Here is a 23541-nt window from a genome sequence, read left to right as displayed (position 1 = left end):
CAAAATTTGTGGCCGACAAAAATCCCCTGTGGGAGCGAGCCTGCTCGCGAAGCTTTTGGCTTTTGGCCTTTAGCGGCTAGCGATCAGCGCCTGACCGCGCACCACCGCTGCCTTGACCTGCGCCGGCGCAGTGCCGCCGATATGATCACGGGCATTCACCGAGCCTTCCAGGGTCAGCACGGCAAACACGTCCTGCTCGATCTGATCACTGAACTGACGCAGTTCTTCCAGGCTCATCTCGGCCAGATCCTTGCCAGTGTCGACGCCGTACTTCACCGCGTGACCGACGATTTCGTGGCAATCACGGAACGGCAGACCACGGCGCACCAGATAATCTGCCAGGTCGGTCGCGGTGGAGAAACCGCGCAGCGCCGCTTCACGCATGATCGCGTGTTTCGGTTTGATCGCCGGGATCATGTCGGCAAAGGCACGCAGCGAATCGCGCAGTGTGTCGGCGGCGTCGAACAGCGGCTCTTTGTCTTCCTGGTTGTCCTTGTTGTAGGCCAGCGGTTGGCCTTTCATCAGGGTCAGCAAACCCATCAGTGCACCGAACACACGGCCGGTCTTGCCACGCACCAGCTCCGGTACGTCAGGGTTTTTCTTTTGCGGCATGATTGAGCTGCCGGTGCAGAAGCGGTCCGGCAGATCAATGAACTGGAACTGCGCACTGGTCCACAGCACCAGCTCTTCGGAGAAGCGCGACAAGTGCATCATCGCGATGCTCGCGGCCGAGCAGAATTCGATGGCGAAGTCGCGATCGGAGACGTTGTCCAGCGAGTTGCCGCCAACTGCGTCGAAGCCCAGCAGTTGCGCGGTGTATTCGCGGTCGATCGGGTAGGTGGTGCCGGCCAGCGCGGCGCTGCCCAGTGGCATGCGGTTGGTGCGCTTGCGGCAGTCGACCAGACGCTCGTAGTCGCGGCTGAGCATTTCGAACCAGGCCAGCATGTGGTGCCCGAAGGTCACTGGCTGCGCGGTCTGCAGGTGGGTGAAGCCCGGCATGATGCTCGCGGCTTCGCGCTCGGCTTGCTCCAGCAGGCCTTTCTGCAGGCGGGTGATCTCGGCGAGGATCAGGTCGATTTCGTCACGCAGCCACAGGCGGATGTCGGTGGCGACCTGGTCGTTACGGCTACGGCCGGTGTGCAGCTTTTTACCGGTAACGCCGATGCGGTCGGTCAGGCGTGCTTCGATGTTCATGTGCACGTCTTCGAGGTCGACACGCCAGTCGAACTGGCCGGCCTCGATTTCGCCCTGAATGGTCTTCAGGCCGTCGATGATGCTGTCGCGCTCGGCATCGGTCAGCACGCCGACCTTGGCCAGCATGGTGGCGTGGGCGATCGAGCCCATGATGTCGTGGCGATACAGGCGCTGGTCGAAAGTGACGGAGGCGGTGAAGCGGGCGACGAAGGCGTCGACGGGTTCACTGAAGCGGCCGCCCCAGGACTGATTGGTCTTGTCAGTGCTCATGAATTCGCTCGTATCGGCTTGAAGAAAGAAGGCGTGAAACGCTGGCGCGGATAATAACAGGGTTGCCAATACTGTCGCTGACACTGGTCGATACGTTTTTTTCTCATTGCGTCAGCCATAGTGGCCGCTGGTGCTGGGAGATTTGCACAAGGATATTTTTCGATTGAGCAATATCGGCCCGGCGAGCGTCTACAGTTGGACATAAGGGTCGACGCGGCTCTGGATCGCGCAAAGGTCTGGCCGGCGACTATAAGAAGAGGGGGTGGGTGTTTTGTCCTTCGGCAAACCCCGTGAGAAACGCAGGAAACAGCGGGCTTTGAGCAGTACGACCCGGACACTGGCAAATATTGCTGGCCGACGTACGGCACTTTTTGGCGCTCGGGCTAGTCTTAGCGTGGATCGCGGTGACGGACGTCACTTCACCTGTCTACGCTATCCTTGTGCGAGACTCACGCAGGAATCCAGCGCAATATGAATGTCCTGATCGTTGATGACGAACCACTGGCTCGCGAGCGCCTCAGCCGAATGGTGAGCGAGCTCGAGGGTTATACAGTTCTGGAGCCCGGCGCCACGAATGGCGAAGAGGCGTTGGCACTGATCGACAGCCACAAGCCGGATATCGTGCTGCTCGATATTCGCATGCCGGGTCTCGATGGCCTGCAGGTTGCTGCCCGTCTGTGCGAACGTGAAACGCCGCCGGCCGTGGTGTTTTGCACCAGCCCCGATGAATTTGCCGTGGAAGCCCTGCAGGCCAGCGCCGTGGGCTATGTGGTGAAACCCGTGCGAACCGAACATCTGCATGACGCCCTGAAACGGGCTGAACGTCCCAATCGGGCGCAACTCTCAGCCCTGACCCGTCCCGCTGCCGAAAGTGGCAACGGCCCGCGCAGCCATATCAGCGCCCGAACCCGCAAAGGCATCGAACTGATCCCGCTGGATCAGGTGGTCTACTTTATCGCCGACCACAAGTACGTGACCCTGCGCCACGAGGCCGGTGAAGTGCTGTTGGATGAGCCGCTCAAAGCCCTCGAAGACGAATTCGGCGAGCGCTTTGTGCGTATCCATCGCAACGCGCTGGTCGCCCGCGACCGCATCGAACGTCTGCAGCGTACGCCGCTGGGGCATTTCCAGCTGTTTCTCAAGGGTCTAAATGGTGACGCGCTGATCGTCAGTCGTCGGCACGTGGCCGGTGTGCGCAAGATGATGCAGGGCCTGTAACCCGGTCATTCCGGACAGCTCCAGCTCCTTTTTACCAGGCACTGCGGGCCAGGGAGGCCGCGCCGACTCTGATTCAAGTCAAAGTGGATTTGGCTGAGCTGTTATTATCCGCCGTATCTATTCAGTACGGATTGATCCATGTCCTCTCGCGAAATCCGCATCGCCACCCGTAAAAGTGCGCTTGCCCTCTGGCAGGCCGAATACGTCAAAGCCCGTCTTGAAGCGGCCCACCCGGGCCTGCTGGTGACGCTGGTGCCCATGGTCAGTCGCGGCGACAAACTGCTCGATTCGCCACTGTCGAAAATCGGTGGCAAGGGCCTGTTCGTCAAGGAACTGGAAACTGCGCTGCTGGAAAACCAAGCCGACATCGCCGTCCACTCGATGAAAGATGTGCCGATGGACTTCCCGGAAGGCCTCGGCCTGTTCTGCATCTGCGAGCGTGAAGATCCGCGTGATGCCTTCGTTTCCAATACTTATGCCAGCCTGGAAGCATTGCCTGCCGGCAGCATTGTCGGTACGTCGAGTCTGCGTCGTCAGGCACAGTTGCTCACCCGTCGTCCGGATCTGCAGATCCGCTTTCTGCGCGGCAACGTCAACACCCGCCTGGCCAAACTCGATGCCGGTGAGTACGACGCGATCATCCTCGCCGCCGCCGGCCTGATCCGCCTCGGCTTCGAAGATCGCATCACCTCGGCGATCAGTGTTGATGACAGCCTGCCGGCCGGTGGCCAAGGTGCAGTCGGCATCGAATGCCGCAGCGCCGACACCGAAATCCACGCCTTGCTCGCACCGCTGCATCACGCCGACACCTCGTCGCGTGTGACTGCCGAGCGTGCTCTCAACAAACATTTGAATGGCGGCTGCCAAGTGCCGATCGCCTGCTATGCCGTGCTCGAAGGCGAGCAGTTGTGGTTGCGTGGTCTGGTCGGTGAGCCAAGCGGCGGCAAGCTGCTCAGCGCCCAAGCCCGCGCGCCACGTGCCGATGCCGAAGCACTGGGGGTGAAGGTCGCCGAAGACCTGCTCAGCCAGGGCGCCGACGACATTCTCAAAGCGGTCTACGGCGAGGCAGGTCACGAGTGACCGGTTGGCGCCTGCTGCTGACGCGCCCCGCGGAAGACTGTGCGGCGCTGGCGCAGACGTTGGCTGGGCAGGGCGTTTTCAGTAGCTGTTTGCCGCTTCTGGACATTGTCCCGCTGCCAGTCTCTGAGAAAATTCGTCAGGCGATTACGCAGTTGCCAAGTTGCAGTGCAGTGATTGTCGTCAGCAAACCGGCGGCGCGTATTGCGCTGGATCTGCTCGAAGGTGCATCTGCGCTGACGATGCCGTGGTTCAGTGTCGGCGCGGCGACTGCGCAGATTTTGCTGGATCACGGTCTGGACGCGAGCTTCCCGGCCACCGGCGATGACAGCGAAGCCTTGCTGCAATTGCCGCGTCTGCGTGAGGCGGTCAGCCAGCCCGGAGCGCAGGTGTTGATCTTGCGCGGGGAGGGTGGGCGTGAACTGCTCGCCGAGCGCTTGCGTGAGCTAGGTGCTAGTGTCGAGTATCTGGAATTGTATCGACGCGACCTGCCAGCCTATGCCCCGGATGAGCTGCCACGGCGGATCGAAGCGGAACGCTTGAACGGGCTGGTGGTCAGCAGTGGACAGGGTTTCGAGCACCTGCGCCAAATGGCCGGTAATACCTGGCCGGCCATCGCGTCGTTGCCGTTGTTTGTACCAAGCCCAAGGGTCGCCGAGCTGGCACGTGCCGCCGGGGCTCAAACAGTTGTGGATTGCCGCGGCGCGAGTGCCGCGGCTTTGCTGACGGCGTTGCGGGAGTATCCCGAACCCGTTTTCTAATGCAAAGGATGGATACGTGAGCGAAACAGCCTTGCCAAAAGATGACGTCCAGCCTGTGATTGAACCCCAGGTTGAAACTCCACCGCCGGCCACAGAGCCGCGCCGAGGCAATGGATTGGCCATCGTCGCCTTGTTGCTCGGCGCCGCCGGTGTCGCGATCGGCGGCTGGGGTGTCTGGCAGGTTCGTCACCTGCAGACCAACACTCAACAGCAGTCCGGTGAAGTGCAGGCATTGAACGATCAGGCGCAGAGCCTGAAGCTCAATGAACAGCGTCTGACCGAGCGCCTCGCGCAACTGCCGGGTGCTGACGAACTTGCCGAGCGCCAGCGTCTGGTGACCCAGCTTCAAGGTGATCAACAGCGCCTAAATCAGCGTCTGGAAACCGTTCTTGGCGCCAGCCGCAAGGATTGGCGTCTGGCTGAGGCTGAGCATTTGCTGCGTCTAGCCAGTCTGCGTCTTTCGGCGTTGCAGGACATCAGCAGCGCTCAGGCGCTGGTCCAAGGCGCTGACGAAATCCTCCGTGAGCAAAACGATCCAGGCTCTTTCGCCGCCCGCGAGCAAGTGGCGAAAACCCTGGTGGCGCTGCGCAGTACTTCGCAACCGGATCGCACCGGTCTGTTCCTGCGCCTCGGTGCGCTGCGTGATCAAGTCATCGACCTCACCGAGCTTGCGCCGGAGTACAAGGATCGTGGCGAATCGCTGCTGGGCCTGACTGCTGACGGTGACGGCGCCAGTCGTTGGGCGCAGTGGTGGGATCAGGTCTCGCGCTATATCCGTATCGATTTCAATGCCGACAAGAATGTGCGGCCGCTGCTGGCCGGGCAGAGCCTGAGTCAGGTGCGTCTGGCCCTGAGCCTTGCGCTTGAGCAGGCGCAGTGGGCAGCCCTCAACGGTCAGGCGCCGGTCTATACCCAGGCGCTGGCCGAAGCGCGCGATGTGCTCAAGGGCAATTTCAACCCGGACAATCCGCAAAGCAAAGTGATGCTCGAACAGGTCGGTGAGTTGAGCAAGGAACCGGTCACGGTCACGACGCCTGATCTGGCCGGCACGCTGAGTGCGGTGCAAGCCTACCTTGAGCGGCGCAACGTTAACGCCGAAGAGTCGGTGAAACCCTTCGCCAAGCCTGCCGCCAACACCGCGCAGGAGATCACGCCATGAAACGCCTGTATGTGATCGTGTTTCTGGTGATCGCTGCGACAGCGGCGCTGGGTCTGGCGATTGCCGAGCATTCCGGTTACGTGCTGGTGGCCTACAAAAGCTTCCGCTACGAGTCCAGCCTGTGGGCGACGCTGGCGGTCATCGCGGTGTTGTGGCTGCTGATCTGGGGGATCAAGGCACTGGTCGAATTGGTCATGGCCTCCAGTGGCGTAGTCAACCCATGGTCGCGCCGCAACCGCAGTCGGCGCGTGCAGGTGGCGATCGAGCACGGTCAACTGGATCTGGCCGAAGGTCGCTGGGCCAGCGCTCAGCGTCACCTGTCTCGAGCGGCTGAAGCCGAGCGCCAGCCATTGCTGTACTACCTCGGTGCTGCTCGCGCAGCCAACGAGCAAGGTCTTTACGAAGAGTGCGATCGTTTGCTGGAGCGGGCGCTTGAGCGTCAGCCCCAGGCGGAGCTGGCCATCGCTTTGAGTCATGCGCAGTTGCAGACTGACCGTGGCGACACCGACGGTGCCTTGGTGACGCTGCAAGCGATGCACGATCGCCATCCACACAATGCGCAGACGTTGCGTCAGTTGCAGCGCTTGTATCAGCAGCGCGGCGAATGGTCGGCGGTGATTCGTTTGCTGCCGGAATTGCGCAAGGACAAAGTCCTGCCGCGCGCCGAACTGGCTGAACTCGAGCGCCGCGCCTGGGGTGAAAACCTCTCGCTGGCTGCGCAACGGGAAGAGGATGGCAGCGTGGGTTTGCAGTCGCTCACGCGCGCCTGGGAGCAGCTCACTTCGGCGCAACGGCAGGAGCCGCCGCTGGTGTTGGCGTACGCCGAACAGTTGCGGCAGTTGGGCGCCCAGGTCGAAGCGGAAGAAGTGCTGCGCACTGCCCTCAAACGCAAGTACGACAGCCATCTGGCCCGTCTCTACGGGCTGGTGCGCGGCAGCGATCCGGCCCGCCAGTTGCAAACCGCCGAAGGCTGGCTGAAGGAGCATCCGAACGATCCAAGCCTGCTGTTGACCCTCGGCCGACTGTGTCTGCAAACCAGTCTGTGGGGCAAGGCACGGGATTACCTGGAAAGCAGTCTGCGTGTGCAGCGCAATCCCGAGGCCTGTGCGGAGCTGGCGCGCCTGCTCGCCCAGTTGGGCGATACCGAGCGCAGCAATCAGTTGTTCCAGGAAGGCCTTGGTCTGCTGGACGAGCGCCTGCTGGCCGCGCCGTTGCCGGTTCCGGCCCATGTCTGAAGTGGCGAGGGAGTTCGCTCCCTCGCTTACCTTTTGTGGCTGAATTTTCCACTTCGTTGAGCGCTTGAGGCAAATTCCTACAGCGGTCTACACCAATTCCTCTCGATCCTGTCGGGTTTTCCCTACACCTCTGGTGAACTGTCGGCAGGGCCTTGCCTTGAAAGGCTGACACGCTTTCCTCTACCGTAACCGTCTGTCTCTACTGTTACGGAAAAGCCATGTCGTTGGCCTGCTCACGCTCCTTGTTCTTCATGGCTTTCACTGCGGGGGCCTTTGCTCTGGGAGCTTCCTATTATCTTGAATATGCAGTCGGCCTGACGCCGTGCAGCCTGTGTCTGGTGCAGCGCCTGTTCCTTACGCTGCTGTGCGTAGTCAGTGGTCTGGCGGCGGTGCACGGTCCCAAACGTGTCGGTTTGTGGTTCTACTGGCTGTTGACCCTGGGCGCCAGCCTGGGTGGGACCACGGCGGCCTGGCGGCAGGTACTGATACAGAGCGATCCGATGCTGCACCTGCTCAATTGCTCGCCTGCTCCCGAGGCCTTGTTCAGTGGTCTGCCATGGATCTGTGCCCTGCAAACAATGTTTAGCGGCGGTACCGATTGTGCGGAAATATCCTGGACGCTGTTCGACCTGAGTGTCCCGGAGTGGAGCCTGCTGTTCTTTGTCGCGGTATCGATTCTGGCGGTGTATCAATTGTTGCGGCTGGTATGGAGTGCTCTGCAACGCCCGCTCAGCGGCCAAGCGTCGCACCCGGTGCTGTTGCGGGATTAAACACTTGTATGAACTTTATCTCCTGCGTACCTTGAAGCCATAGGCGTGCGGGCATAATCTGGCCCGCACGTGTCATTGGATTTATGTTGCTCGATGACGCTCTGCCCGGCCGACCCCCAAGCCAGAATCAAAAGAGGGGCGCGGGTGTAGAGCAGCATGACCCACAAGGGAAGAGAGATCGCCATGCTCGAAAGTTGTCAGAATGCTCAGGAACGTTGGGGTGGGGTTCATCTGCTGATCGACCGCTGGTTGCAAGAGCGTGAAGAGCTGATCGGTGCCTACGACAAGCTCGGCGCAGAGCCTGATTCGCTGTCTGAGAGCCGCAAGCCCTTGCAGGAGTTCTGCGGCGTGTTGGTCGATTACGTGTCGGCCGGGCACTTCGAAATCTACGAACAGCTGACTGGCGAAGCCAAGGCGTTCAACGACAAGCGCGGCCTCGAACTCGCCGAGACGATCTATCCGCGCATCGATGTCATCACCGAGAAGCTTCTAGCCTTCAACGACCTGTGCGATGAAGGCAAATGCGTTGCAGAGAAGTTCAAAGAGCTAGGTGGCCTGCTCCACGAACGCTTCGAACTTGAAGACTGCCTGATTGAAGTGCTGCACACAGCACACAAGGAAGAAGATCCGGTTCAGGCCTGATCCCGAACCCTGATCAAAAAAAACGGTGCGCCCGAAAGCGCACCGTTTTTTATTGCCCGATCAACTCGTCGCTCCACGCAATTCCACTTCAAACACCAGCGGTGTGAACGGCGCAATCAGGTCACCGGCACCGTCAGCGCCATAGGCCTGATCCGATGGAATCACCAGGCGCCATTTCGCGCCTACCGGCATGTTCTGCAACGCGGTGCGCCAGCCGGCAATCACGCTGTCGAGGTTGAACCATTGTGGCTGAGTGTTCTGATCGAACACGGTGCCATCCGGCAGCCGTCCGACATACAGCACCTGCACTTTTCCATCGGGGCCAGCCTTGCCGCCAGTGCCCGGTGTCAGCTCGGTGAGCAGGATGCCGTCAGCCAGTTCCTTAACACCCGGTTTGGCTTTTTCAGCGATGAGAAAGCGTTGCTCGTTTTCCATCGCCGCATCACTTGAAGGCTGTGCAGAGTGCTCGGCGTTTTGCGCTTCATGATCAGCCAGAATCTGCTCGATGCGTGCTTCGCTCAGCGCCAGCGGCTTGCCTTGGTAGGCTTGCTGCAAGCCATCGACCAGCGCCTGAATCTGCAGTTGCGGGACTTCCTGACGCAGTCGTTCACCGAGGCTGGCACCGAGGCTGTAGGCCAGATCGTGAGCATCGTTCGCGGTGTTTTTTTCGTCAGCGTGAACGGCCGAAAAAACCATGCAGAGGGATAAAAAAAAGTAGCGCGACATGGGCACACTCCGTCCTGAGATGCGGTGGATTATGCCAGCGCGAACGTCTGCAACGGTGAACTGCTTTTGACTTCGCGCAGAACATTTTCGATTCGGTGCAACGCAACGCAATCGATACTGTCAAGATGCCCTAGCGGCGGTAACTGCAGAGGTCTAGTATGAGCCGCACTCACGTCAGCCAGGAGGTAAACCATGTCGGCCACCAAGAAGCCTGTAAATACTCCGTTGCACTTACTCCAACAACTCTCGGGCAGCCTGCTCGAGCATCTGGAAAACGCTTGCTCCCAAGCCTTGGCTGATGCTGAAAAACTGCTCGCCAAACTGGAAAAGCAACGCGGCAAGGCGCAAGAAAAACTGCACAAATCCCGCACCAAATTGCAGGACGCAGCCACTGCCGGTAAAGCCAAGGCACAGAACAAAGCCAAGGCCGCAGTGAAAGAACTGGAAGACCTGCTCGATGCCTTGAAGGATCGTCAGTCCGACACTCGCAGCTACATTCTGCAACTCAAGCGCGATGCACAGGAAAGCCTGAAACTGGCCCAGGGTGTGGGTCGCGTTCAAGAAGCCGTGGGCAAAGTACTGTCCACCCGCGCCGCCAAACCGGCAGCGGCACCGGCGAAGAAAGCGGCTGCCAAACCGGCTGCAGCCAAGCCTGCAGCGAAAACCGCAGCGGTTAAACCTGCGGCAAAAACGGCGGCCAAACCTGCTGCCAAGGCACCGGTGAAAGCGGCGACCAAGCCAGCTGCCAAAACCGCGGCAAAACCTGCGGCGAAAAAACCGGCTGCGACGAGCGCTGCCAAACCGGCGGCTAAAACCACTGCTGCAAAACCAGCTGTTGCCAAGCCAGCCGCTAGAACGGCCGCCGCCAAACCGGCTGCAAAACCAGCCGCGAGCAAAGCTGCTCCGGCGAAAGCTGCAGCTGCCAAACCGGCCGCTAAACCTGCGGCGAAAGCTGTGGCGAAACCAGCCGCAAAACCTGCTGCCAAAACCGCCGCTGCCAAGCCAGCCGCAAAACCGGCTGCCGCTAAACCCGCTGTAAAAGCCGCCGCAAAACCTGCCGCCAAGCCGGCTGCAAAACCAGCAGTGAAAGCCGCCGCCAAGCCAGCCGCGAAACCGGCCGCCGCTGCTAAACCAGCGACCACTGCTGCCAAGCCTGCTGCTGCAAAACCGGCCGCCAAACCAACTGCCAAACCTGCCGCCAAACCAGCCGTGAAAAAGCCTGCCGCTGCCAAACCAGCTGCCGCCAAACCGGCTACCACTCCAGCTGCCAAGCCTGCCGTGCCAGCCACTCCGGCCACGCCAGCCGCCGCTGCTCCAGCCGCCGCCACCTCGACTCCTTCGACTGCGCCATCGCCAGCCGCTGCGTCGAGCGTCAGCAACAACCCGACCAGCGCTTCCTAAGTGCCGGTTGCCGCGACGCGCAGCACTTGCAGCGCGTCGCGGTTCGGGCTGGCCGCCATGCCGGCCAATCCTTCAAGCCAGGTCTTCGAGCCTGCATCGTTTAGCGCCCATTCCTGCGCCACCCCTTCAAGCCGTGACAGCAACGCTCGCTCAGCCTCAAGCTCCAGTGATTTGATCTGCTCGCGCATGCCTTTCAGCACCGCATCATCAACGGCCCGTACTTTCCATAGCATCCGCAGGGAGCGCAGCGGCTGTACCACCTCGGTATCCCAAGGCTCGGTCAGCGTCTGAAGCTGGCTTACACGTTGTTCATCACAGATCACCCCGCGTTGTTCGAGCCATAAACCGCACAGCAGCAGGCACACATTGGCGCCCGCCGTTTGCAGTCGCAGGCAGGCATCTTCCACGCCCGGGCGGGCGTAGGTGGCAAGGGAAAAGCTCCACAGGTCAGAGGACATCGTGCTACTCGCGCCAGTTGTGAGCGAAGCTGGTAGACTCCGCCGCCATTATGATCCGACTTCAGAACCTGACTTTACAGCGTGGCCCGCAACGTCTGCTAGAAGACGCCGAGCTGACCCTGCACGCCGGCCACAAAGCCGGCCTCATCGGTGCCAACGGCGCCGGCAAATCGAGCCTGTTCGCCTTGATTCGGGGCGAACTGCACCCCGACTCGGGTGATTGCTTCCTGCCGGCTGACTGGCGCATCGCCCACATGCGCCAGGAGATCGAGACCCTTGAGCGTCTTGCCGTCGACTATGTGCTCGATGGCGATTTACGTCTACGCGAGGTGCAACGTGACCTCGCCGCCGCCGAAGCGGCGCACGACGGTGCCGCTCAGGCCCGCCTGCACTCGGAACTCGACAGCGCCGACGGCTACACCGCCGACGCGCGGGCGCGCAAATTGCTCGCCGGTCTCGGCTTCACCAACGAGCAGATGGATCGCCAGGTAGGAGATTTCTCCGGTGGCTGGCGGATGCGTCTGAATCTGGCGCAGGCATTGATGTGCCCGTCCGACCTGTTGTTGCTCGACGAACCGACCAACCACTTGGACCTCGACGCGATCATCTGGCTCGAAGAGTGGCTGAAAAGCTACCCGGGCACCTTGCTGCTGATCTCCCACGACCGTGATTTCCTCGATGAAGTCGTCGATCACGTGGCCCACGTCGATCAGCGCAAAATCACCCTGTATCGCGGCGGCTATACCGCGTTCGAACGCGCCCGTGCCGAGCGTCTGGCGCAGCAGCAACAGGCCTACGAGAAGCAGCAGGCGCAACGTGCGCACATGGAAAGCTACATCGCCCGCTTCAAGGCGCAAGCGACCAAGGCCCGTCAGGCGCAGAGCCGGATCAAAGCCCTGGAGCGGATGGAAGAGCTATCGGCGGCCCACGTCGATTCGCCATTCGACTTCGTCTTCCGCGAGTCGACCAAGATCTCCAGCCCGCTGATCGACCTGTCGGATGCGCGTCTGGGCTATGGCGACAAAACCATCCTGGAGAAGGTCAAGCTGCAACTGACCCCGGGCGCGCGGATCGGCCTGCTCGGCCCGAACGGCGCAGGTAAGTCGACGCTGATCAAAAACCTCGCCGGCGAGCTGTCACCGATCGCCGGGCGCCTGACCCGTGGCGAAAACACCGTGGTTGGCTACTTCGCCCAGCATCAGCTCGATTCGCTGGATTCCAAGGCCAGCCCGTTGTTGCACTTGCAGCGTCTGGCGCCGACCGAGCGCGAGCAGACTCTGCGTGACTTCCTCGGCGGTTTCGACTTCCGTGGCGCGCGCATTGATGAGCCGGTACTGAATTTCTCCGGTGGTGAAAAAGCGCGTCTGGCCCTGGCGTTGATCGCCTGGGAACGCCCGAACCTGTTGCTGCTCGACGAACCGACCAACCACCTCGACCTGGAAATGCGCCTGGCGCTGACCATGGCGCTGCAGGAATTCAGCGGCGCGGTGCTGGTGGTGTCTCACGATCGTCACTTGCTCAAGAGCACCACCGACAACTTCTACCTGGTCGCTGATGGCAAAGTCGAAGAGTTCGATGGCGACCTCGAAGACTACGCGCGCTGGCTGGTGGAATACCGCCAGCGCAACGCGCCGGTCAGCACCACCCCGGTGAATCCGGACAAGACCGACAAAAAGGCCCAGCGTCAGGCTGCTGCTGCGTTGCGTCAGCAACTGGCCCCGCACAAGCGTGAAGCCGACAAGCTTGAAGCCGAGCTGGGCAAGCTTCACGAGAAACTGGCCAAGGTCGACGCCAGCCTTGGCGACAGCGACATTTACGAGCCGGCGCGTAAGAACGAACTGCGTGATCTGCTCGCTGAGCAGGCCAAATTGAAGGTTCGCGAAGGCGAGCTGGAAGAAGCGTGGATGGAAGCCCTAGAGGTGCTGGAAAGCATGCAGGCGGAGCTGGAGGCGCTGTCCTGATGGAAGCGTTCAAGCTGCCGCTGCCGGCGGAGTGGGTCGAGCCGATCTGGTTCGCGGTGCAGATTCTGCTGATCCTGCTGGCCGGTTATCTCACCCAGCGCTTCGTCGCCAAAGCCCTGACCCGCCTGGGTGAGCGCTATCCATTCCCGCCGCAGTTGCTGATGCCACTGCGCGGCGTGTTGCGCTGGCTGATCATGGGCAGTGCGCTGATCTTTGTTCTGGAACGCCTCGGTGTCTCGGCCACGGTGCTGTGGACGGCGCTGTCAGGGTTCGTCGCCGTGGCGGCGGTGGCGTTCTTCGCGATGTGGAGTGTGCTGTCGAATCTGCTCTGCGCGATTCTGATCTTCACGGTTGGGCCGTTCCGGCTGGGCGATATCGTTGAGCTGGTGGACACCACGGACAAGCCTGGTGTCAAAGGCCGGGTGGTGGCGATCAATCTGCTTTACACCACGTTGATCGAGGCGGAAGAGTTGGGGACTGGCAGCGCGATGGTGCAGGTGCCGAACAGCTTGTTTTTCCAGCGCTCGGTGCGACGTTGGCGCGGGACTGATGTGTTTCCTTCCAGCGGGTTTGAGAAGTAAGTCTTACAGCAAGATCAAAAGATCGTCCGATCGCGGCCCGAGCCTTCGGCAGCTCCTACAGGGATCGCATTCCAAAGTAGGAGCTGCCGGAGGCTGCGATCTTTTGCTTTTAGGCCCAATCCGCATTAGCTTGAGCGTCTGTCACGATTCAGATGCGAGGTGTGCGATGGAGCTTCAAACATGGCTGGCATTTTTTGCCGCCTGCTGGGTGATCAGTCTGTCCCCGGGTGCTGGCGCCATTGCGTCGATGTCCAGCGGTCTGCAATACGGTTTCTGGCGCGGTTACTGGAACGCCCTCGGCCTGCAGATTGGCCTGGCGGTGCAAATCGCGATCGTCGGCGCCGGTGTTGGCGCGATCCTGACCGCCTCGGCCACCGCCTTCCACGCGATCAAGTGGTTCGGTGTGGCTTATCTTGTTTATCTGGCCATCAAGCAATGGCGCGCGCTGCCCATGGACATGAGCGACGACGCGGCGGTACGACCGATCGGCAAGCCGCTGGCGCTGGTGTTCCGCGGCTTTCTGGTGAACATCAGCAACCCCAAGGCTTTGGTGTTCATGCTCGCGGTGCTGCCGCAGTTCATCAACCCGCATGCGCCGTTGCTGATTCAGTATGTAGTAATCGGTGTAACGATGATCTTCGTCGACCTGATTGTCATGGCGGGCTACACCGGTCTGGCGTCGAAGGTGCTGCGTTTGCTACGCACCCCGCAGCAGCAGAAGCGTATGAACCGCACGTTTGCCGGACTGTTCATCGGTGCGGCGGCGTTTATGGCGACGTTGCGTAAAGCGGCGGCGTAAACCTCGCGAGCACAAAAAAGGCGACCTTTGCGGGTCGCCTTTTTTGTGGCTGGGACGCAGAGCGTCCCGGGATGCATTCCCACGTCGAGCACGGGGACGATCAGGCGCCAGTCATCAGCGCAAAATCACCGGCGCAGTATCACGCGGCAGATTGTTGCGCTGTGGTGCTTCGCGCGGCTGCTCGTAACCGCCGCCACCGAGCTGCATGCTCAGTTGCCCGGCCACGTCCTCACCCAGCGCCTTCGACACGTCACGCACCACCCGTGGGCGGTTCAGCGAGATCTTGATGTCGCGGTGGTTCACCAGTTTGGTGTCCTGCGCTTCGCCCATCGCCGTGAAGGCCGAGGTGATTTCGAAGGTCTTGGTGTTGATCAGGCTGAAATCCGCCACCAGCGTCAGGCCCAGTACCGCCGAATAGCTGTCGGTGTGCGCCAGTTCGTTGATGTCCTGAGTGAAGTCGATGTCCGACACCGTACCAAACAGCACATAGTCGGCGCCCTTGAAGTTGCCGGCCTTGATGCGCTTGATCACGTCGTAGACGTCACCCTTGGACGACGCGGTGTACGGCGTGCCTTGCACTAGCTGGAACATGCCGGTGCGCAAAATTTCACCCTTGATGTCGCCGGTGAATTTGCGCAACTCGCCTTGCTCGATGTAGCTGGTGCTCGCTTCGATCTCGTTATAGCTCGAAGAGCCGCTGGAGCTGTAGTAACCCTCGCGATGATTGCTCTGGGCCGAAACGATGTGGATGTATTGCTCCACACGCTCCTGATAGGCCAGATCCGTCACCGCGACTTTCGGGGCCGCCTGCACGCTGAACGCGCAAGCCAGGGCCATCATGCCAATCCATGCGCGCATCAATTAACGCTCCGTGGTTTTGCGGATCTCTTTTTCGTCCATCCACTCGGCCAGACCGCTTTCAACGTCGATCAGTTGCAGGCTGAATTTGTAGAAGACGTCCTTGTAATCGCTGCTGCGCTTGACGATCGAGCTGATCGAGCCTTCGATGCGGTACTTGGCGGCAACCATGTTGCCAGTCTTGGCCACGGTGCTCTTCTTGTACAGGCCGCTCTGGTTTTGCAGCTTGAGCTGGTCAACCTGGCTCTGCATGGCGTTGTTGTCGCTGGCGAAGCGGGCCACGCCGGTTTTCATCAGCTGCGTCTTGATGCTGGTGGTGATTTCGCGGGTGTCGATGTATTCGCTGGTCTTGTTCTTCACGTCGTAGACCTGAACCACCGGACGGCCCTGCAGAATGCCGGACTGGGCCAGCGAGCGGGTCATCGACTCGGCGATCATTTGCAGGTCGGTCGAACCGAATTCGTTGGTCACGGTTTCAACCGCTTTGGTGTCGCCGTAGCTGATGTTCTTGCTGCCCAGGGTCGGCGAGGTGTTGGCGCAACCGGAGGCCAGTAGGGCGATAACAGCGATGCAGGAAAAGCGTGCAAACATGGGAATGCTCTCTAAAACAGGAATAGGGTGACAGGCTTACGGCGTCTTGATTTCCAGACGGAAGTCCACGGCTTTCGGGGTCGGGGCGATGCCTTGGATGAAGCTGGTCTGGGCGCCGTACATCATTTGGCTTTTCCACACTTCTTCTTCGGCAATCGGGAAGCCTTCCGCGCCGAGCCAGGCGAAGCGGTAGTAGAAAATCTTGTTGCTGTTGAGGGTGTTGCTCAACTGCACGTTGACCGTCATGAAGCCGTTTTCGCGGGCCACGCGCATGGCGCCGACGACAATGTGTTTCTGTGGACCCATGGCCACGACTTTGCTCGCGGCGCTGCCCGGCTCTGGCGGTGGCGGGGTGGCGCAGCCGCTCGCCAGCAAGGCGAGGGCGGCGACGGCGATGAGTTTGAAGCGCATGCAAAGACTCCGTTCTTAAGGTTGTTTGAGGCTGGCGACGTTGGTCGCGCTGGCGCTCGGGATGACGTGGGCGGCGAGGCCACCGGCGAACACCTGGTTGCCCACGGCGCGCAGAGTGATCACTTGATAACGCTGATCGACGGTGACCTTGACCACCGAACCGCCCACGGCGCTTGGCAGGGTAACCTGATGCTCACCCTTTTTCAGACGCAGACGCACCACTTGGGTGTTGTCCGGCAGGGTGCGCCACGTACGGGTATCGGCACCTTCGAGCACAGCTGAAGAGATACCGACGGCGAGACCTGCCAGCGGGTTGGTTTCGTTGATCTGCTTCTGCGCAACACCCTTGGTGATTGCCCGCACGGTGGTGCGCAGGATGATCCCCGGCATGTCGTCACGCAGGGCGCGGCGGGACATCGCGGTGGTGCTGTTGAGGGCGGTCAGATCGACCTGCTGGCCATCGACACCGATCTGCGCGAACGGCGCGGTGGAGGTGTCTGGCTTGATGATCGGGAACGACAGCGGCGTAATCACCACATTGTTTGAGATCGGCAATGGCAGCGGCACGCGGATCGAGTCGCGGGCTGGCGCCAGACCACTCTGGACGACGATGAGAATGTCGCTGTCGTCGGATTTGCCCGGCTTGTCGAGGTTGACCAGCGCCTGTTCCAGCAGCGGCGTGTTCGGACGCAATTCGGCAGCCTTGCGGTAGCCCGGTGCAGCCAGGCCTTTTTCGCCCAAGGCTTCATAGACGAACCCGGACAGGTAATGGCTGAAAGCACTCTGGTAGCTGTTCTTCAGACCGACCACTTCCGGTGCGTCGAGGCTGGCGACCGGATAACCCTGCAAGTCTTTGTACTGCGTTTTAATGCCTTCTTTCTCGGCCTCTTCTTCGCTCTTGAGGTATTCCTTGTCACGCAGCTCGGCGATCACCGCTTCGCGCTCGTGAGTCTTCTTGATCGCGGTACGCGCGCCGTCGAAGTCATTGACCGCCAGCAGGTTCAGGGCCATCTGGGTGGTCAGCATGACTTTTTCGTAGTCGTAGCCTTCGTAGCGACGCACCTTGTCGTTGACCAGGAAACTGCCGAACTGGGCCAGATATTTGTCGGTGTCGAGCTTGACCGAATCTTCCCACTTGCCCACCACCTGATCAGCGCTGGTCCAGGCGTTCTGGCTGCCGGACAGGTCGCCCTTGGCGCGCAGCAATTCACCTTTCTCGAAGTAATAGAGCAGGTCTTTGTCCGGGCCGGTGTTGTTCTTTTCCAGCAGAGTCAGCGCGGCGTCAACATTGCCGGTGGCCAGTTGCTGATTGGTCTGGGCGAGTTCGGAGTCGTAGTTGCGAAACGCCGAACAGCCGGACAGCAGAGTGACGGCGCTGAGCGCAATCAGAGTGGGAGCGCGGAATGCCATGGGGGTACTTCTTCCCTGGAGTAATACAGCCGCGAATGCTGGTCGGGCTGGTGTGACCCATCGACAGTGGCGCTGGCCTCCTGCCAATTCCTCATAACCTGAGGAGCTTTAATGCCGTTTCGCGATAGCGAGGGCGCGGCATTATAGGCGGGCGGTGGTGGCTATGTAATATCTTTTTAATTGCACTTGTTAGTTTGGTGCCATTACTTATTTCAGGTCGGATACCGCACTGCCGGTCGGCGCTCCGCTGGGCTGGAATGCGCTGCCATTGGCAAACACTCGCTCACCCAAAGCCCGCAGGCCGATGACCTGGCGGCTCTGGTCGATGCGGATTTTCATGGGCGTAGCGCCGGGAGCGTTGGGCAGGCTGATCAGGTGCTCACCTTTTTTCAGGCGCAGGCGCACGACTTGGGTGAGGTTGGGCAAGGTGCGCCAAGTGCGCGTGTCGGCATGCTCGAAAGCATCCCAGTGGGTGACGTAGGAGGCTTTGCTCGGATCGCGTCGATTGTCCCTGGCCTGAACATCGGCTGCCAGAAATGCCCGATAGGTTGTGCGCTGAATAATGCCCGGCATGTCGTCACGCAGGGTGCGCAAGGACATGTCGGCAATGCTGTTGACCGCAATCAGCTTTTTTTGACGACCATCGATGCTCAGTTGGTTGAATGAAGGCGTCGAGGTGTCGGGCACCATTATGGGGAACGAGATATTGGCGACGATGACCTGACCGTCCGCGAGCTTCACCGGGTAGGGCACACGCACGGAGCTGCGGGCCGGCGCCAGGCCGCTTTGTACGATGATCAGCACATCGCTTTCATCTGCCTTCAGACCAGGGCTGTCGAGGTCGCGCAGTGCCTGTTGGAAAAACGCCATGTCCGGACGCAGTTCAATTGCCTGACGATAGCCGGGCGCTGCCAGATCTTTCTCGCCCAGTGCTTCGTAGGTGAAGCCGGCGAGATAGTGACTGAATGCACTTTGGTAGCCGTTTTTCAGCGCAATCACCGCAGGCGATTCGAGCATCACCACGGGGTAACCTTGCAGGTCCTTGTAATGCACGCGCGCGCCCTGGGCCTTGGCTGCTTCTTCGTCACGCTCGTATTCCAGCTCCCGCTGTCGGGCTATAAGCGCTTCGCGCTCGTGGGTTTTCTTGATGTCGGCACGGGCGCCGTCAAAATCATTCATGGCCAGTTGGTTGAGGGCCATTTGCGTGGTCAGCATGACTTTTTCGTAGTCGTAGCCATCGTAACGGCGCAGCTTGTCATTGATGATGCTGCCCCAGTGATCGCCCATGGCAGCGAGCAACTTGTCGCCGGTGGTCTGGATCGTGTCCTGGCGCTCGATGATCATCTGCTCGGCGCTGCGCCAGGTTGTCTGGCTCTGCGCAAACTCGCCGCCCGCACTCAGTACGGCGCCCTTTTCGAAATAGTAGAGCAGGTCTTTTTCCGCAGCCGGATTGTTCGCTTCGATCACGGCCAGGGCGCTGTTGATGTTGCCGGCCTTTAACGGGTCGGTGGTCTGTTGCAGTTCCAGATCGTAGTTGCGATATGCACCGCAGCCGCTCAGTTGCACAACGGCGGCGATCAACAGGGGCAAGTGCAAGCGGTGGCGCATGAAAGCGGTTCATCCTTGAGCGGGAAATGCGACAGGTCGCGCAATATAGGGTGCAATAGTGGCTAAGTGATGTGGCGTTTTTGCAGGCCGATGGCTCGTGTCTTGTGTGGCGTTACGTCGACAAAGCTTGAGGGAAACGCGTTCGAAGTGAACAATATGTAACTTCGCATTTCCATTTGAGACTCATTCATGACTGCCTCGTCCCGTTTTCTGGCTTGGCTGGTGTTCCCGTTGTTTGCCCTGAGCAGCTTTAATCTGCTGGCCGATACCGTGGAAGGCGCGCCGCAAGCGCTGCACCTGCTCGATTACATCAGCGCCGACTACCCGCCGACGGTAGCGGCGGGCAAGGTTGTCGATGATTCCGAATACCGCGAGCAACTGGAGTTCACGCGGGCGCTGCAAGGCTTGATCGCCGGCATGCCGGCCAAGCCTGAAAAGGTTGCGCTGGAGCAGGGTGTCAGCGCTTTGCACGCGGCAATCACTGCCAGGCAGGATGGCGCCGAAGTGGCCCGGCAGGCACGGCAACTGGGCGCGCAACTGGCGGTGGCGTATGAGGTCAGCCAAGCGCCGATCATCACCCCCGATCCCACCCGGGGTGCGCCGCTCTATGCGCAGAATTGCTCGGTGTGCCACGGCGACAGTGGCGCCGGTGACGGTCCGGCGGGCCTCGGCATGACCCCGGCACCGGCCAATCTGCGTGATGCGGCGCGGCTGGATCACCTGAGTCTGTACGCGATCTACAACACCCTCGGCCAAGGCGTCGAAGGCACCGACATGCCGGCGTTTGCCGATCAGCTCGATGATCGGCAGCGTTGGGATCTGGCGACCTACATCGCCGGGTTCAGCGCTGATCCGGCGGCGGCCAAAGCCGAGAAAACCTACAACTTCGCCGATCTGGCGCGCCAGACACCGGCCGAAGTGCAGGCCGCCGATGGTCCGCAAGCTGCAGCGACGTTCCGTGCACAACGCGCGCAGCCGCCGCAGGTCAAGCGTGGCCCGGCGCAGTTGCTCGACTACACCGCCGCAACGCTGGACAAGAGCCTTGCCGCCTATCGCGCCGGTGAACACGATCAGGCTTACGACCTGTCGGTGGCGGCGTATCTGGAAGGCTTTGAGCTGGTCGAAAGCTCGCTGGATAATGTTGACGCCAATGTGCGCAAGGACACCGAAAAATCACTGATGGCGTATCGGCAATCGTTGCAGGACGGTTTGTCGGTCGAGCAGGCCGAGCAGCGCCTGGACGCCGCCAAAGCCAAGCTTAAAGAGTCCGCCGGGTTGCTCGGCAGTGACGGCTTGAGCTGGTCGCTGAGCTACATCTCCGGTTTGCTGATTCTGCTGCGTGAAGGTCTGGAAGCGATTCTGGTGCTGGCAGCTATCCTCGCTTTCCTGCGCAATACCGGCCAGCAATCGGCGGTGCGCAGCGTCAACGTCGGTTGGGGCTTGGCGTTGCTGGCCGGCCTCGGCACCTGGGCGCTGGCGGCGTATGTGATCGACGTCAGCGGTTCGCAGCGTGAACTGCTCGAAGGTGCGACGGCGCTGTTCGCCAGTGTCATGGTCTTGTGGCTCGGCGTGTGGATGCATGACCGTCGCCACGCAGCGGCCTGGCAGGATTACATCAAGAGCAGCCTGGTCGGCGGTGGCGGGCGTTTCGGCTTCGCGATCCTCGCGTTCTTCTCGGTGTACCGCGAGTTGTTCGAAGTGATCCTGTTTTACGAAACCCTGTGGCTTCAAGCCGGCCCGGCCGGGCATGACGCGGTGCTCGCGGGTGGCGCCACGGCGCTGGTGCTGCTGGTCGGTCTGGCGTGGGTGATTCTGCGCGGTTCGGCGAAGCTGCCTCTGACGCTGTTCTTCAGCATCAACGCGGCGCTGCTCTGCGCGTTGTCGGTGGTGTTTGCCGGGCATGGCGTGAAGGCGTTGCAGGAAGCCGGGATCTTCGGCACGCGGCCGGTGGCGTTCTTTGAATTCGATTGGCTGGGGATTCATGCCGATGCGTATTCGTTGACGGCGCAGGCGGTGGCGATTCTGGCGATTGCTGTGTTGTATGGGCGTAGTTGGATGGCGGAAAAGCGGCGGGTAGTCGCCTGAAAAGCATTCGCTGCGCTCACATTCGCGAGCAGGCTCGCTCTCACAGGCTTTACGCGTAACCTGTGGGGGTGACGGTGCGACGATTCGACTTGCTCGCGAATTGTTTTTGGAGATTAGAAAAATGCGTGTATGGATCGATGCCGACGCCTGCCCAAGGGCAGCGAAGGATCTGGTGGTGAAATTCGCCCTCAAGCGCCAGTTCGAAGTAGTGCTGGTGGCCGGGCAGCCGCAGATCAAGCCGGGACTGGCCATCGTCAAACTGATCGTGGTGCCGAGCGGTCCGGATGCGGCAGACGATTATCTGGTCGAACACGCAGTGCCCGGTGAGCTGGTGATTTGCAGCGATATCCCGCTGGCCGATCGTTTGGTGAAGAAGGGCGTCGCGGCGCTGGATCCGCGCGGCAAGGAGTTCGATGCGCAGAACATGGGCGAGCGCCTGGCCGTGCGCAACCTGTTCACTGATCTGCGCGAACAAGGCCAGATGAGCGGCGGACCGGCGCCGTTTGGCGATCGTGAGAAGCAGGCGTTTGCCAATGCGCTGGATCGCATTCTCACGCGCCTGACCCGCAAACCTTAAGCCTTGCACAAATCCCCTTGTAGGAGTGAGCCTGCTCGCGATAGCGGCCGGTCATTCAACAGATATGTTGCCTGATACACCGACATCGCGAGCAGGCTCACTCCTACAGTAGACCGTATCAGGCGTCGTTTTCGTGGGTCAGTTCGAGCACGCGGTCGACCAGTTTGTTGATCCCCGAAGCCGCCTCACTGATGTTCTGTGCCAGCATGTAAGCCGGGGTCGTCACCAGTTTGCGCGCCTTGTCTTCGATGATTTCCGTCACCGCACAGTCTTCGTGGGTGGCGCCCATCTTGTTCATCGCCGTGGCGGTGTCGGCGTCGTTGCCGATGGTGCAGGTTACGCCCGGGCCGTAGATCTTCGCCGCCAGTGCCGGCGAGATGCACATCAGACCGACCGGTTTGCCCGCTTCGGCAAATGCCTCGGCCAGCGCCAGTACTTCCGGCTGCACGCTGCAGCCAGCGCCTTCAACAGCAAAGTTCGACAGGTTCTTCGCCGCACCAAACCCACCCGGCACGATCAGCGCATCGAAGTCATCGACGTCGGCTTCGCGGATGTCCTTGATGTTGCCGCGGGCAATGCGCGCCGATTCCACCAGAACGTTGCGCGACTCGGGCATTTCTTCGCCGGTCAGGTGATTGATCACGTGCAATTGCGCGATGTTCGGGGCGAAGCACTGCACCTGCGCACCGCGTTGGTCGAGGCGCAGCAGGGTGATGACGCTTTCATGGATCTCGGCGCCGTCGTACACGCCACTGCCGGACAGGATCACTGCAACTTTTTTGCTCATGGGTTTCTCTCCAGATTCATGGCGCTAAATGTCCACTAAATTGTCGCGCGTTGCCATAGGCCCAAGTGGCGGCTGCACCTGCATGGAGCGCTTTCTACATGGATCGCAACGACGGCGGGGTGTTCATTATTTGGGGTTGCCTGCGGCGTAACGAGCGGGAGATTTTTGGCGTGACAACGCCGCTGGCGAACTTGAATGCCCCAGAGTAGCGAGGATAAAAGTGATCCGTCTGACTGAAAGGGTCGGCCAGCCCGCTCAGTGCCGGCGGGCTGTAGCAAGTCGCCAGCGAGTTATTCGGCTGGCGTCTTCGGTGCGGCAGGCTTGGGTTCTTCGGCTTGATTCAGCAGTGCAGCTTTCGCGGCTTGCTCGTCGGCGTAAACCTGTTTGGCCAGCCGCGCATTCTTGAAGCGGCGGCGCAGCCACAGGCCAACGCCAAGAATCAGCAGCGCCCCGAGTACCCACAACTCGTACTTCTTGATGCTGCCGAGCATGCCTTCCAGTACCGCACCGAAGTGGTAAGCGGCGGCAGCCAGTGCGGTCGCCCAGATCGCCGCACCGATGCCGTTGAGCAGCAGATAACGTCCCGGCGGATACCCCGACAGACCGATCGCCACCGGCATCACTGTGCGCAGACCGTAAACGAAACGGAAACTCAGTACCCAGATGTCAGGATGCTTACGAATGTGCTCCAGCGCGCGGTCGCCCATCAGCTGCCAGCGCGGTTTGCGCGCGAGTAATTTGCGCCCGTGCTTGCGGCCGAGGAAGTACCACAGCTGATCGCCGGCATAGCTGCCGAAGAACGCCACGACCACCACCAGGTTGATGTCCATGTATCCACGAAACGCGAGGAAGCCCGCGAGCACCAGAATGGTTTCGCCTTCGAAGAACGTGCCGAGGAACAAGGCAAAGTAGCCAAAGTCATGCAGAAATTGTTGGAGCATTGTCTGGGTGCTGGCGAAATG

The 23541-nt window shown here is 60.8% G+C and carries 23 protein-coding genes and 1 pseudogene; 14 read left to right on the top strand and 10 right to left on the bottom strand.

Translation table 11 applies throughout. From position 1 onward, the window contains the following. Positions 1-69 precede the first annotated feature (69 nt). Entirely contained in the window at positions 70-1464 is a 1395-nt protein-coding gene (argH, locus tag J0G10_RS29770) for an argininosuccinate lyase (RefSeq protein WP_095049356.1), read from the bottom strand. A 334-nt stretch (positions 1465-1798) separates the two neighbouring features. Here argH and J0G10_RS30430 point away from each other — a divergent pair. The 8 genes and pseudogenes from J0G10_RS30430 to rsd form a co-directional block, all read left to right on the top strand. Continuing rightward, positions 1799-1939, top strand: a pseudogene (locus tag J0G10_RS30430) (sensor histidine kinase); the annotation flags it as partial. Then, positions 1936-2682, top strand: coding sequence for a LytR/AlgR family response regulator transcription factor (locus tag J0G10_RS29765; protein WP_093429721.1), 747 nt, complete (start codon positions 1936-1938; stop codon positions 2680-2682). The pseudogene J0G10_RS30430 and the gene J0G10_RS29765, both read left to right, overlap by 4 nt. 138 nt (positions 2683-2820) lie before the next feature. After that, on the top strand, positions 2821-3762 hold the full coding sequence (gene hemC / locus J0G10_RS29760; RefSeq protein ID WP_093429722.1) for a hydroxymethylbilane synthase: 942 nt from the start codon (positions 2821-2823) through the stop codon (positions 3760-3762). After that, positions 3759-4520, top strand: a complete 762-nt coding sequence (locus tag J0G10_RS29755) for a uroporphyrinogen-III synthase (protein ID WP_095049357.1) — start codon at positions 3759-3761, stop codon at positions 4518-4520. Before hemC ends, J0G10_RS29755 begins: the two co-directional genes overlap by 4 nt. Positions 4521-4536: 16 nt before the next feature. Further along, positions 4537-5679 carry a uroporphyrinogen-III C-methyltransferase gene (locus tag J0G10_RS29750; RefSeq protein WP_095049358.1) on the top strand — a complete coding sequence of 381 codons (1143 nt, stop codon included), beginning with the start codon at positions 4537-4539 and terminating at the stop codon, positions 5677-5679. Further along, the gene (locus J0G10_RS29745) at positions 5676-6914 is read left to right on the top strand and encodes a heme biosynthesis protein HemY (RefSeq protein WP_095049359.1); all 1239 of its coding nucleotides are present in this window, start codon (positions 5676-5678) and stop codon (positions 6912-6914) included. Before J0G10_RS29750 ends, J0G10_RS29745 begins: the two co-directional genes overlap by 4 nt. A gap of 218 nt (positions 6915-7132) precedes the next feature. Further along, positions 7133-7684: a disulfide bond formation protein B gene (locus tag J0G10_RS29740; protein WP_095125006.1), complete on the top strand. Its 552-nt coding sequence runs from the start codon at positions 7133-7135 to the stop codon at positions 7682-7684. 183 nt (positions 7685-7867) lie between these two features. After that, positions 7868-8326: a sigma D regulator gene (gene rsd, locus J0G10_RS29735; protein ID WP_095049361.1), complete on the top strand. Its 459-nt coding sequence runs from the start codon at positions 7868-7870 to the stop codon at positions 8324-8326. A gap of 60 nt (positions 8327-8386) precedes the next feature. Here the strand turns inward: rsd and J0G10_RS29730 are convergent, their stop codons facing one another. Beyond that, positions 8387-9052, bottom strand: coding sequence for an FKBP-type peptidyl-prolyl cis-trans isomerase (locus J0G10_RS29730; RefSeq protein WP_095049362.1), 666 nt, complete (start codon positions 9050-9052; stop codon positions 8387-8389). 192 nt (positions 9053-9244) lie between these two features. On the opposite strand from J0G10_RS29730, the gene J0G10_RS29725 reads away from it, so the two are divergent. After that, positions 9245-10453, top strand: coding sequence for an AlgP family protein (locus J0G10_RS29725; RefSeq protein ID WP_095049363.1), 1209 nt, complete (start codon positions 9245-9247; stop codon positions 10451-10453). On the opposite strand, the gene J0G10_RS29720 is transcribed toward J0G10_RS29725, so the two are convergent. Continuing rightward, positions 10450-10911 (bottom strand): TIGR02444 family protein, encoded by a 462-nt coding sequence (locus tag J0G10_RS29720; RefSeq protein ID WP_095125002.1) that lies wholly within the window; start codon positions 10909-10911, stop codon positions 10450-10452. The genes J0G10_RS29725 and J0G10_RS29720 overlap by 4 nt on opposite strands. A gap of 50 nt (positions 10912-10961) precedes the next feature. Between J0G10_RS29720 and J0G10_RS29715 the strand changes: the two genes are divergently transcribed. The 3 genes from J0G10_RS29715 (at position 10962) to J0G10_RS29705 (ending at position 14252) form a co-directional block, all read left to right on the top strand. After that, the gene (locus tag J0G10_RS29715; RefSeq protein WP_095049365.1) at positions 10962-12872 is read left to right on the top strand and encodes an ATP-binding cassette domain-containing protein; all 1911 of its coding nucleotides are present in this window, start codon (positions 10962-10964) and stop codon (positions 12870-12872) included. Beyond that, on the top strand, positions 12872-13453 hold the full coding sequence (locus J0G10_RS29710; protein WP_095049366.1) for a mechanosensitive ion channel family protein: 582 nt from the start codon (positions 12872-12874) through the stop codon (positions 13451-13453). Before J0G10_RS29715 ends, J0G10_RS29710 begins: the two co-directional genes overlap by 1 nt. A gap of 166 nt (positions 13454-13619) precedes the next feature. Continuing rightward, positions 13620-14252, top strand: coding sequence for a LysE family transporter (locus J0G10_RS29705; RefSeq protein ID WP_095049367.1), 633 nt, complete (start codon positions 13620-13622; stop codon positions 14250-14252). Between the two features lie 114 nt (positions 14253-14366). Here the strand turns inward: J0G10_RS29705 and J0G10_RS29700 are convergent, their stop codons facing one another. The 5 genes from J0G10_RS29700 to J0G10_RS29680 form a co-directional block, all read right to left on the bottom strand. After that, positions 14367-15110, bottom strand: coding sequence for a penicillin-binding protein activator LpoB (locus tag J0G10_RS29700; RefSeq protein WP_095125000.1), 744 nt, complete (start codon positions 15108-15110; stop codon positions 14367-14369). A gap of 3 nt (positions 15111-15113) precedes the next feature. Then, positions 15114-15701: a penicillin-binding protein activator LpoB gene (gene lpoB / locus J0G10_RS29695; RefSeq protein WP_016772610.1), complete on the bottom strand. Its 588-nt coding sequence runs from the start codon at positions 15699-15701 to the stop codon at positions 15114-15116. 36 nt (positions 15702-15737) lie between these two features. Beyond that, a complete protein-coding gene (locus J0G10_RS29690; RefSeq protein ID WP_007911131.1) occupies positions 15738-16112 on the bottom strand; it encodes a YcfL family protein in 375 nt (124 codons plus the stop codon). Between the two features lie 15 nt (positions 16113-16127). Continuing rightward, a complete protein-coding gene (locus tag J0G10_RS29685; RefSeq protein ID WP_095049369.1) occupies positions 16128-17522 on the bottom strand; it encodes a COG3014 family protein in 1395 nt (464 codons plus the stop codon). A gap of 207 nt (positions 17523-17729) precedes the next feature. Beyond that, positions 17730-19130, bottom strand: a complete 1401-nt coding sequence (locus J0G10_RS29680) for a COG3014 family protein (protein WP_220557156.1) — start codon at positions 19128-19130, stop codon at positions 17730-17732. A gap of 189 nt (positions 19131-19319) precedes the next feature. Between J0G10_RS29680 and J0G10_RS29675 the strand changes: the two genes are divergently transcribed. Further along, positions 19320-21215 carry an FTR1 family protein gene (locus J0G10_RS29675; RefSeq protein ID WP_220557155.1) on the top strand — a complete coding sequence of 632 codons (1896 nt, stop codon included), beginning with the start codon at positions 19320-19322 and terminating at the stop codon, positions 21213-21215. Positions 21216-21336: 121 nt separating this feature from the next. Continuing rightward, positions 21337-21792, top strand: a complete 456-nt coding sequence (locus J0G10_RS29670; protein WP_007911138.1) for a YaiI/YqxD family protein — start codon at positions 21337-21339, stop codon at positions 21790-21792. Between the two features lie 118 nt (positions 21793-21910). On the opposite strand, the gene elbB is transcribed toward J0G10_RS29670, so the two are convergent. Further along, positions 21911-22579 carry an isoprenoid biosynthesis glyoxalase ElbB gene (gene elbB / locus J0G10_RS29665; RefSeq protein WP_038359087.1) on the bottom strand — a complete coding sequence of 223 codons (669 nt, stop codon included), beginning with the start codon at positions 22577-22579 and terminating at the stop codon, positions 21911-21913. A 290-nt stretch (positions 22580-22869) separates the two neighbouring features. Continuing rightward, positions 22870-23520 carry a DedA family protein gene (locus J0G10_RS29660; protein WP_095049373.1) on the bottom strand — a complete coding sequence of 217 codons (651 nt, stop codon included), beginning with the start codon at positions 23518-23520 and terminating at the stop codon, positions 22870-22872. Between the last annotated feature and the right edge of the window lie 21 nt (positions 23521-23541).

The sequence above is a fragment of the Pseudomonas germanica genome, from assembly GCF_019614655.1.
GTDB classification, from domain to species: domain Bacteria; phylum Pseudomonadota; class Gammaproteobacteria; order Pseudomonadales; family Pseudomonadaceae; genus Aquipseudomonas; species Aquipseudomonas neuropathica.
The sequence above is the reverse complement of the archived record's forward strand: the minus strand, read 5'-3'. Positions and strand labels throughout refer to the sequence as shown.

Excerpts from the sequence above, each read along its gene's own strand:
- argH (WP_095049356.1), bottom strand. The coding sequence starts at position 1,464 with ATGAGCACTGACAAGACCAATCAGTCCTGGGGCGGCCGCTTCAGTGAA.
- J0G10_RS29765 (WP_093429721.1), top strand. The coding sequence starts at position 1,936 with ATGAATGTCCTGATCGTTGATGACGAACCACTGGCTCGCGAGCGCCTC.
- hemC (WP_093429722.1), top strand. The coding sequence starts at position 2,821 with ATGTCCTCTCGCGAAATCCGCATCGCCACCCGTAAAAGTGCGCTTGCC.
- J0G10_RS29745 (WP_095049359.1), top strand. The coding sequence starts at position 5,676 with ATGAAACGCCTGTATGTGATCGTGTTTCTGGTGATCGCTGCGACAGCG.
- J0G10_RS29740 (WP_095125006.1), top strand. The coding sequence starts at position 7,133 with ATGTCGTTGGCCTGCTCACGCTCCTTGTTCTTCATGGCTTTCACTGCG.
- rsd (WP_095049361.1), top strand. The coding sequence starts at position 7,868 with ATGCTCGAAAGTTGTCAGAATGCTCAGGAACGTTGGGGTGGGGTTCAT.
- J0G10_RS29730 (WP_095049362.1), bottom strand. The coding sequence starts at position 9,052 with ATGTCGCGCTACTTTTTTTTATCCCTCTGCATGGTTTTTTCGGCCGTT.
- J0G10_RS29725 (WP_095049363.1), top strand. The coding sequence starts at position 9,245 with ATGTCGGCCACCAAGAAGCCTGTAAATACTCCGTTGCACTTACTCCAA.
- J0G10_RS29720 (WP_095125002.1), bottom strand. The coding sequence starts at position 10,911 with ATGTCCTCTGACCTGTGGAGCTTTTCCCTTGCCACCTACGCCCGCCCG.
- J0G10_RS29715 (WP_095049365.1), top strand. The coding sequence starts at position 10,962 with ATGATCCGACTTCAGAACCTGACTTTACAGCGTGGCCCGCAACGTCTG.
- J0G10_RS29710 (WP_095049366.1), top strand. The coding sequence starts at position 12,872 with ATGGAAGCGTTCAAGCTGCCGCTGCCGGCGGAGTGGGTCGAGCCGATC.
- J0G10_RS29705 (WP_095049367.1), top strand. The coding sequence starts at position 13,620 with ATGGAGCTTCAAACATGGCTGGCATTTTTTGCCGCCTGCTGGGTGATC.
- J0G10_RS29700 (WP_095125000.1), bottom strand. The coding sequence starts at position 15,110 with ATGCGCGCATGGATTGGCATGATGGCCCTGGCTTGCGCGTTCAGCGTG.
- lpoB (WP_016772610.1), bottom strand. The coding sequence starts at position 15,701 with ATGTTTGCACGCTTTTCCTGCATCGCTGTTATCGCCCTACTGGCCTCC.
- J0G10_RS29690 (WP_007911131.1), bottom strand. The coding sequence starts at position 16,112 with ATGCGCTTCAAACTCATCGCCGTCGCCGCCCTCGCCTTGCTGGCGAGC.
- J0G10_RS29685 (WP_095049369.1), bottom strand. The coding sequence starts at position 17,522 with ATGGCATTCCGCGCTCCCACTCTGATTGCGCTCAGCGCCGTCACTCTG.
- J0G10_RS29680 (WP_220557156.1), bottom strand. The coding sequence starts at position 19,130 with ATGCGCCACCGCTTGCACTTGCCCCTGTTGATCGCCGCCGTTGTGCAA.
- J0G10_RS29675 (WP_220557155.1), top strand. The coding sequence starts at position 19,320 with ATGACTGCCTCGTCCCGTTTTCTGGCTTGGCTGGTGTTCCCGTTGTTT.
- J0G10_RS29670 (WP_007911138.1), top strand. The coding sequence starts at position 21,337 with ATGCGTGTATGGATCGATGCCGACGCCTGCCCAAGGGCAGCGAAGGAT.
- elbB (WP_038359087.1), bottom strand. The coding sequence starts at position 22,579 with ATGAGCAAAAAAGTTGCAGTGATCCTGTCCGGCAGTGGCGTGTACGAC.
- J0G10_RS29660 (WP_095049373.1), bottom strand. The coding sequence starts at position 23,520 with ATGCTCCAACAATTTCTGCATGACTTTGGCTACTTTGCCTTGTTCCTC.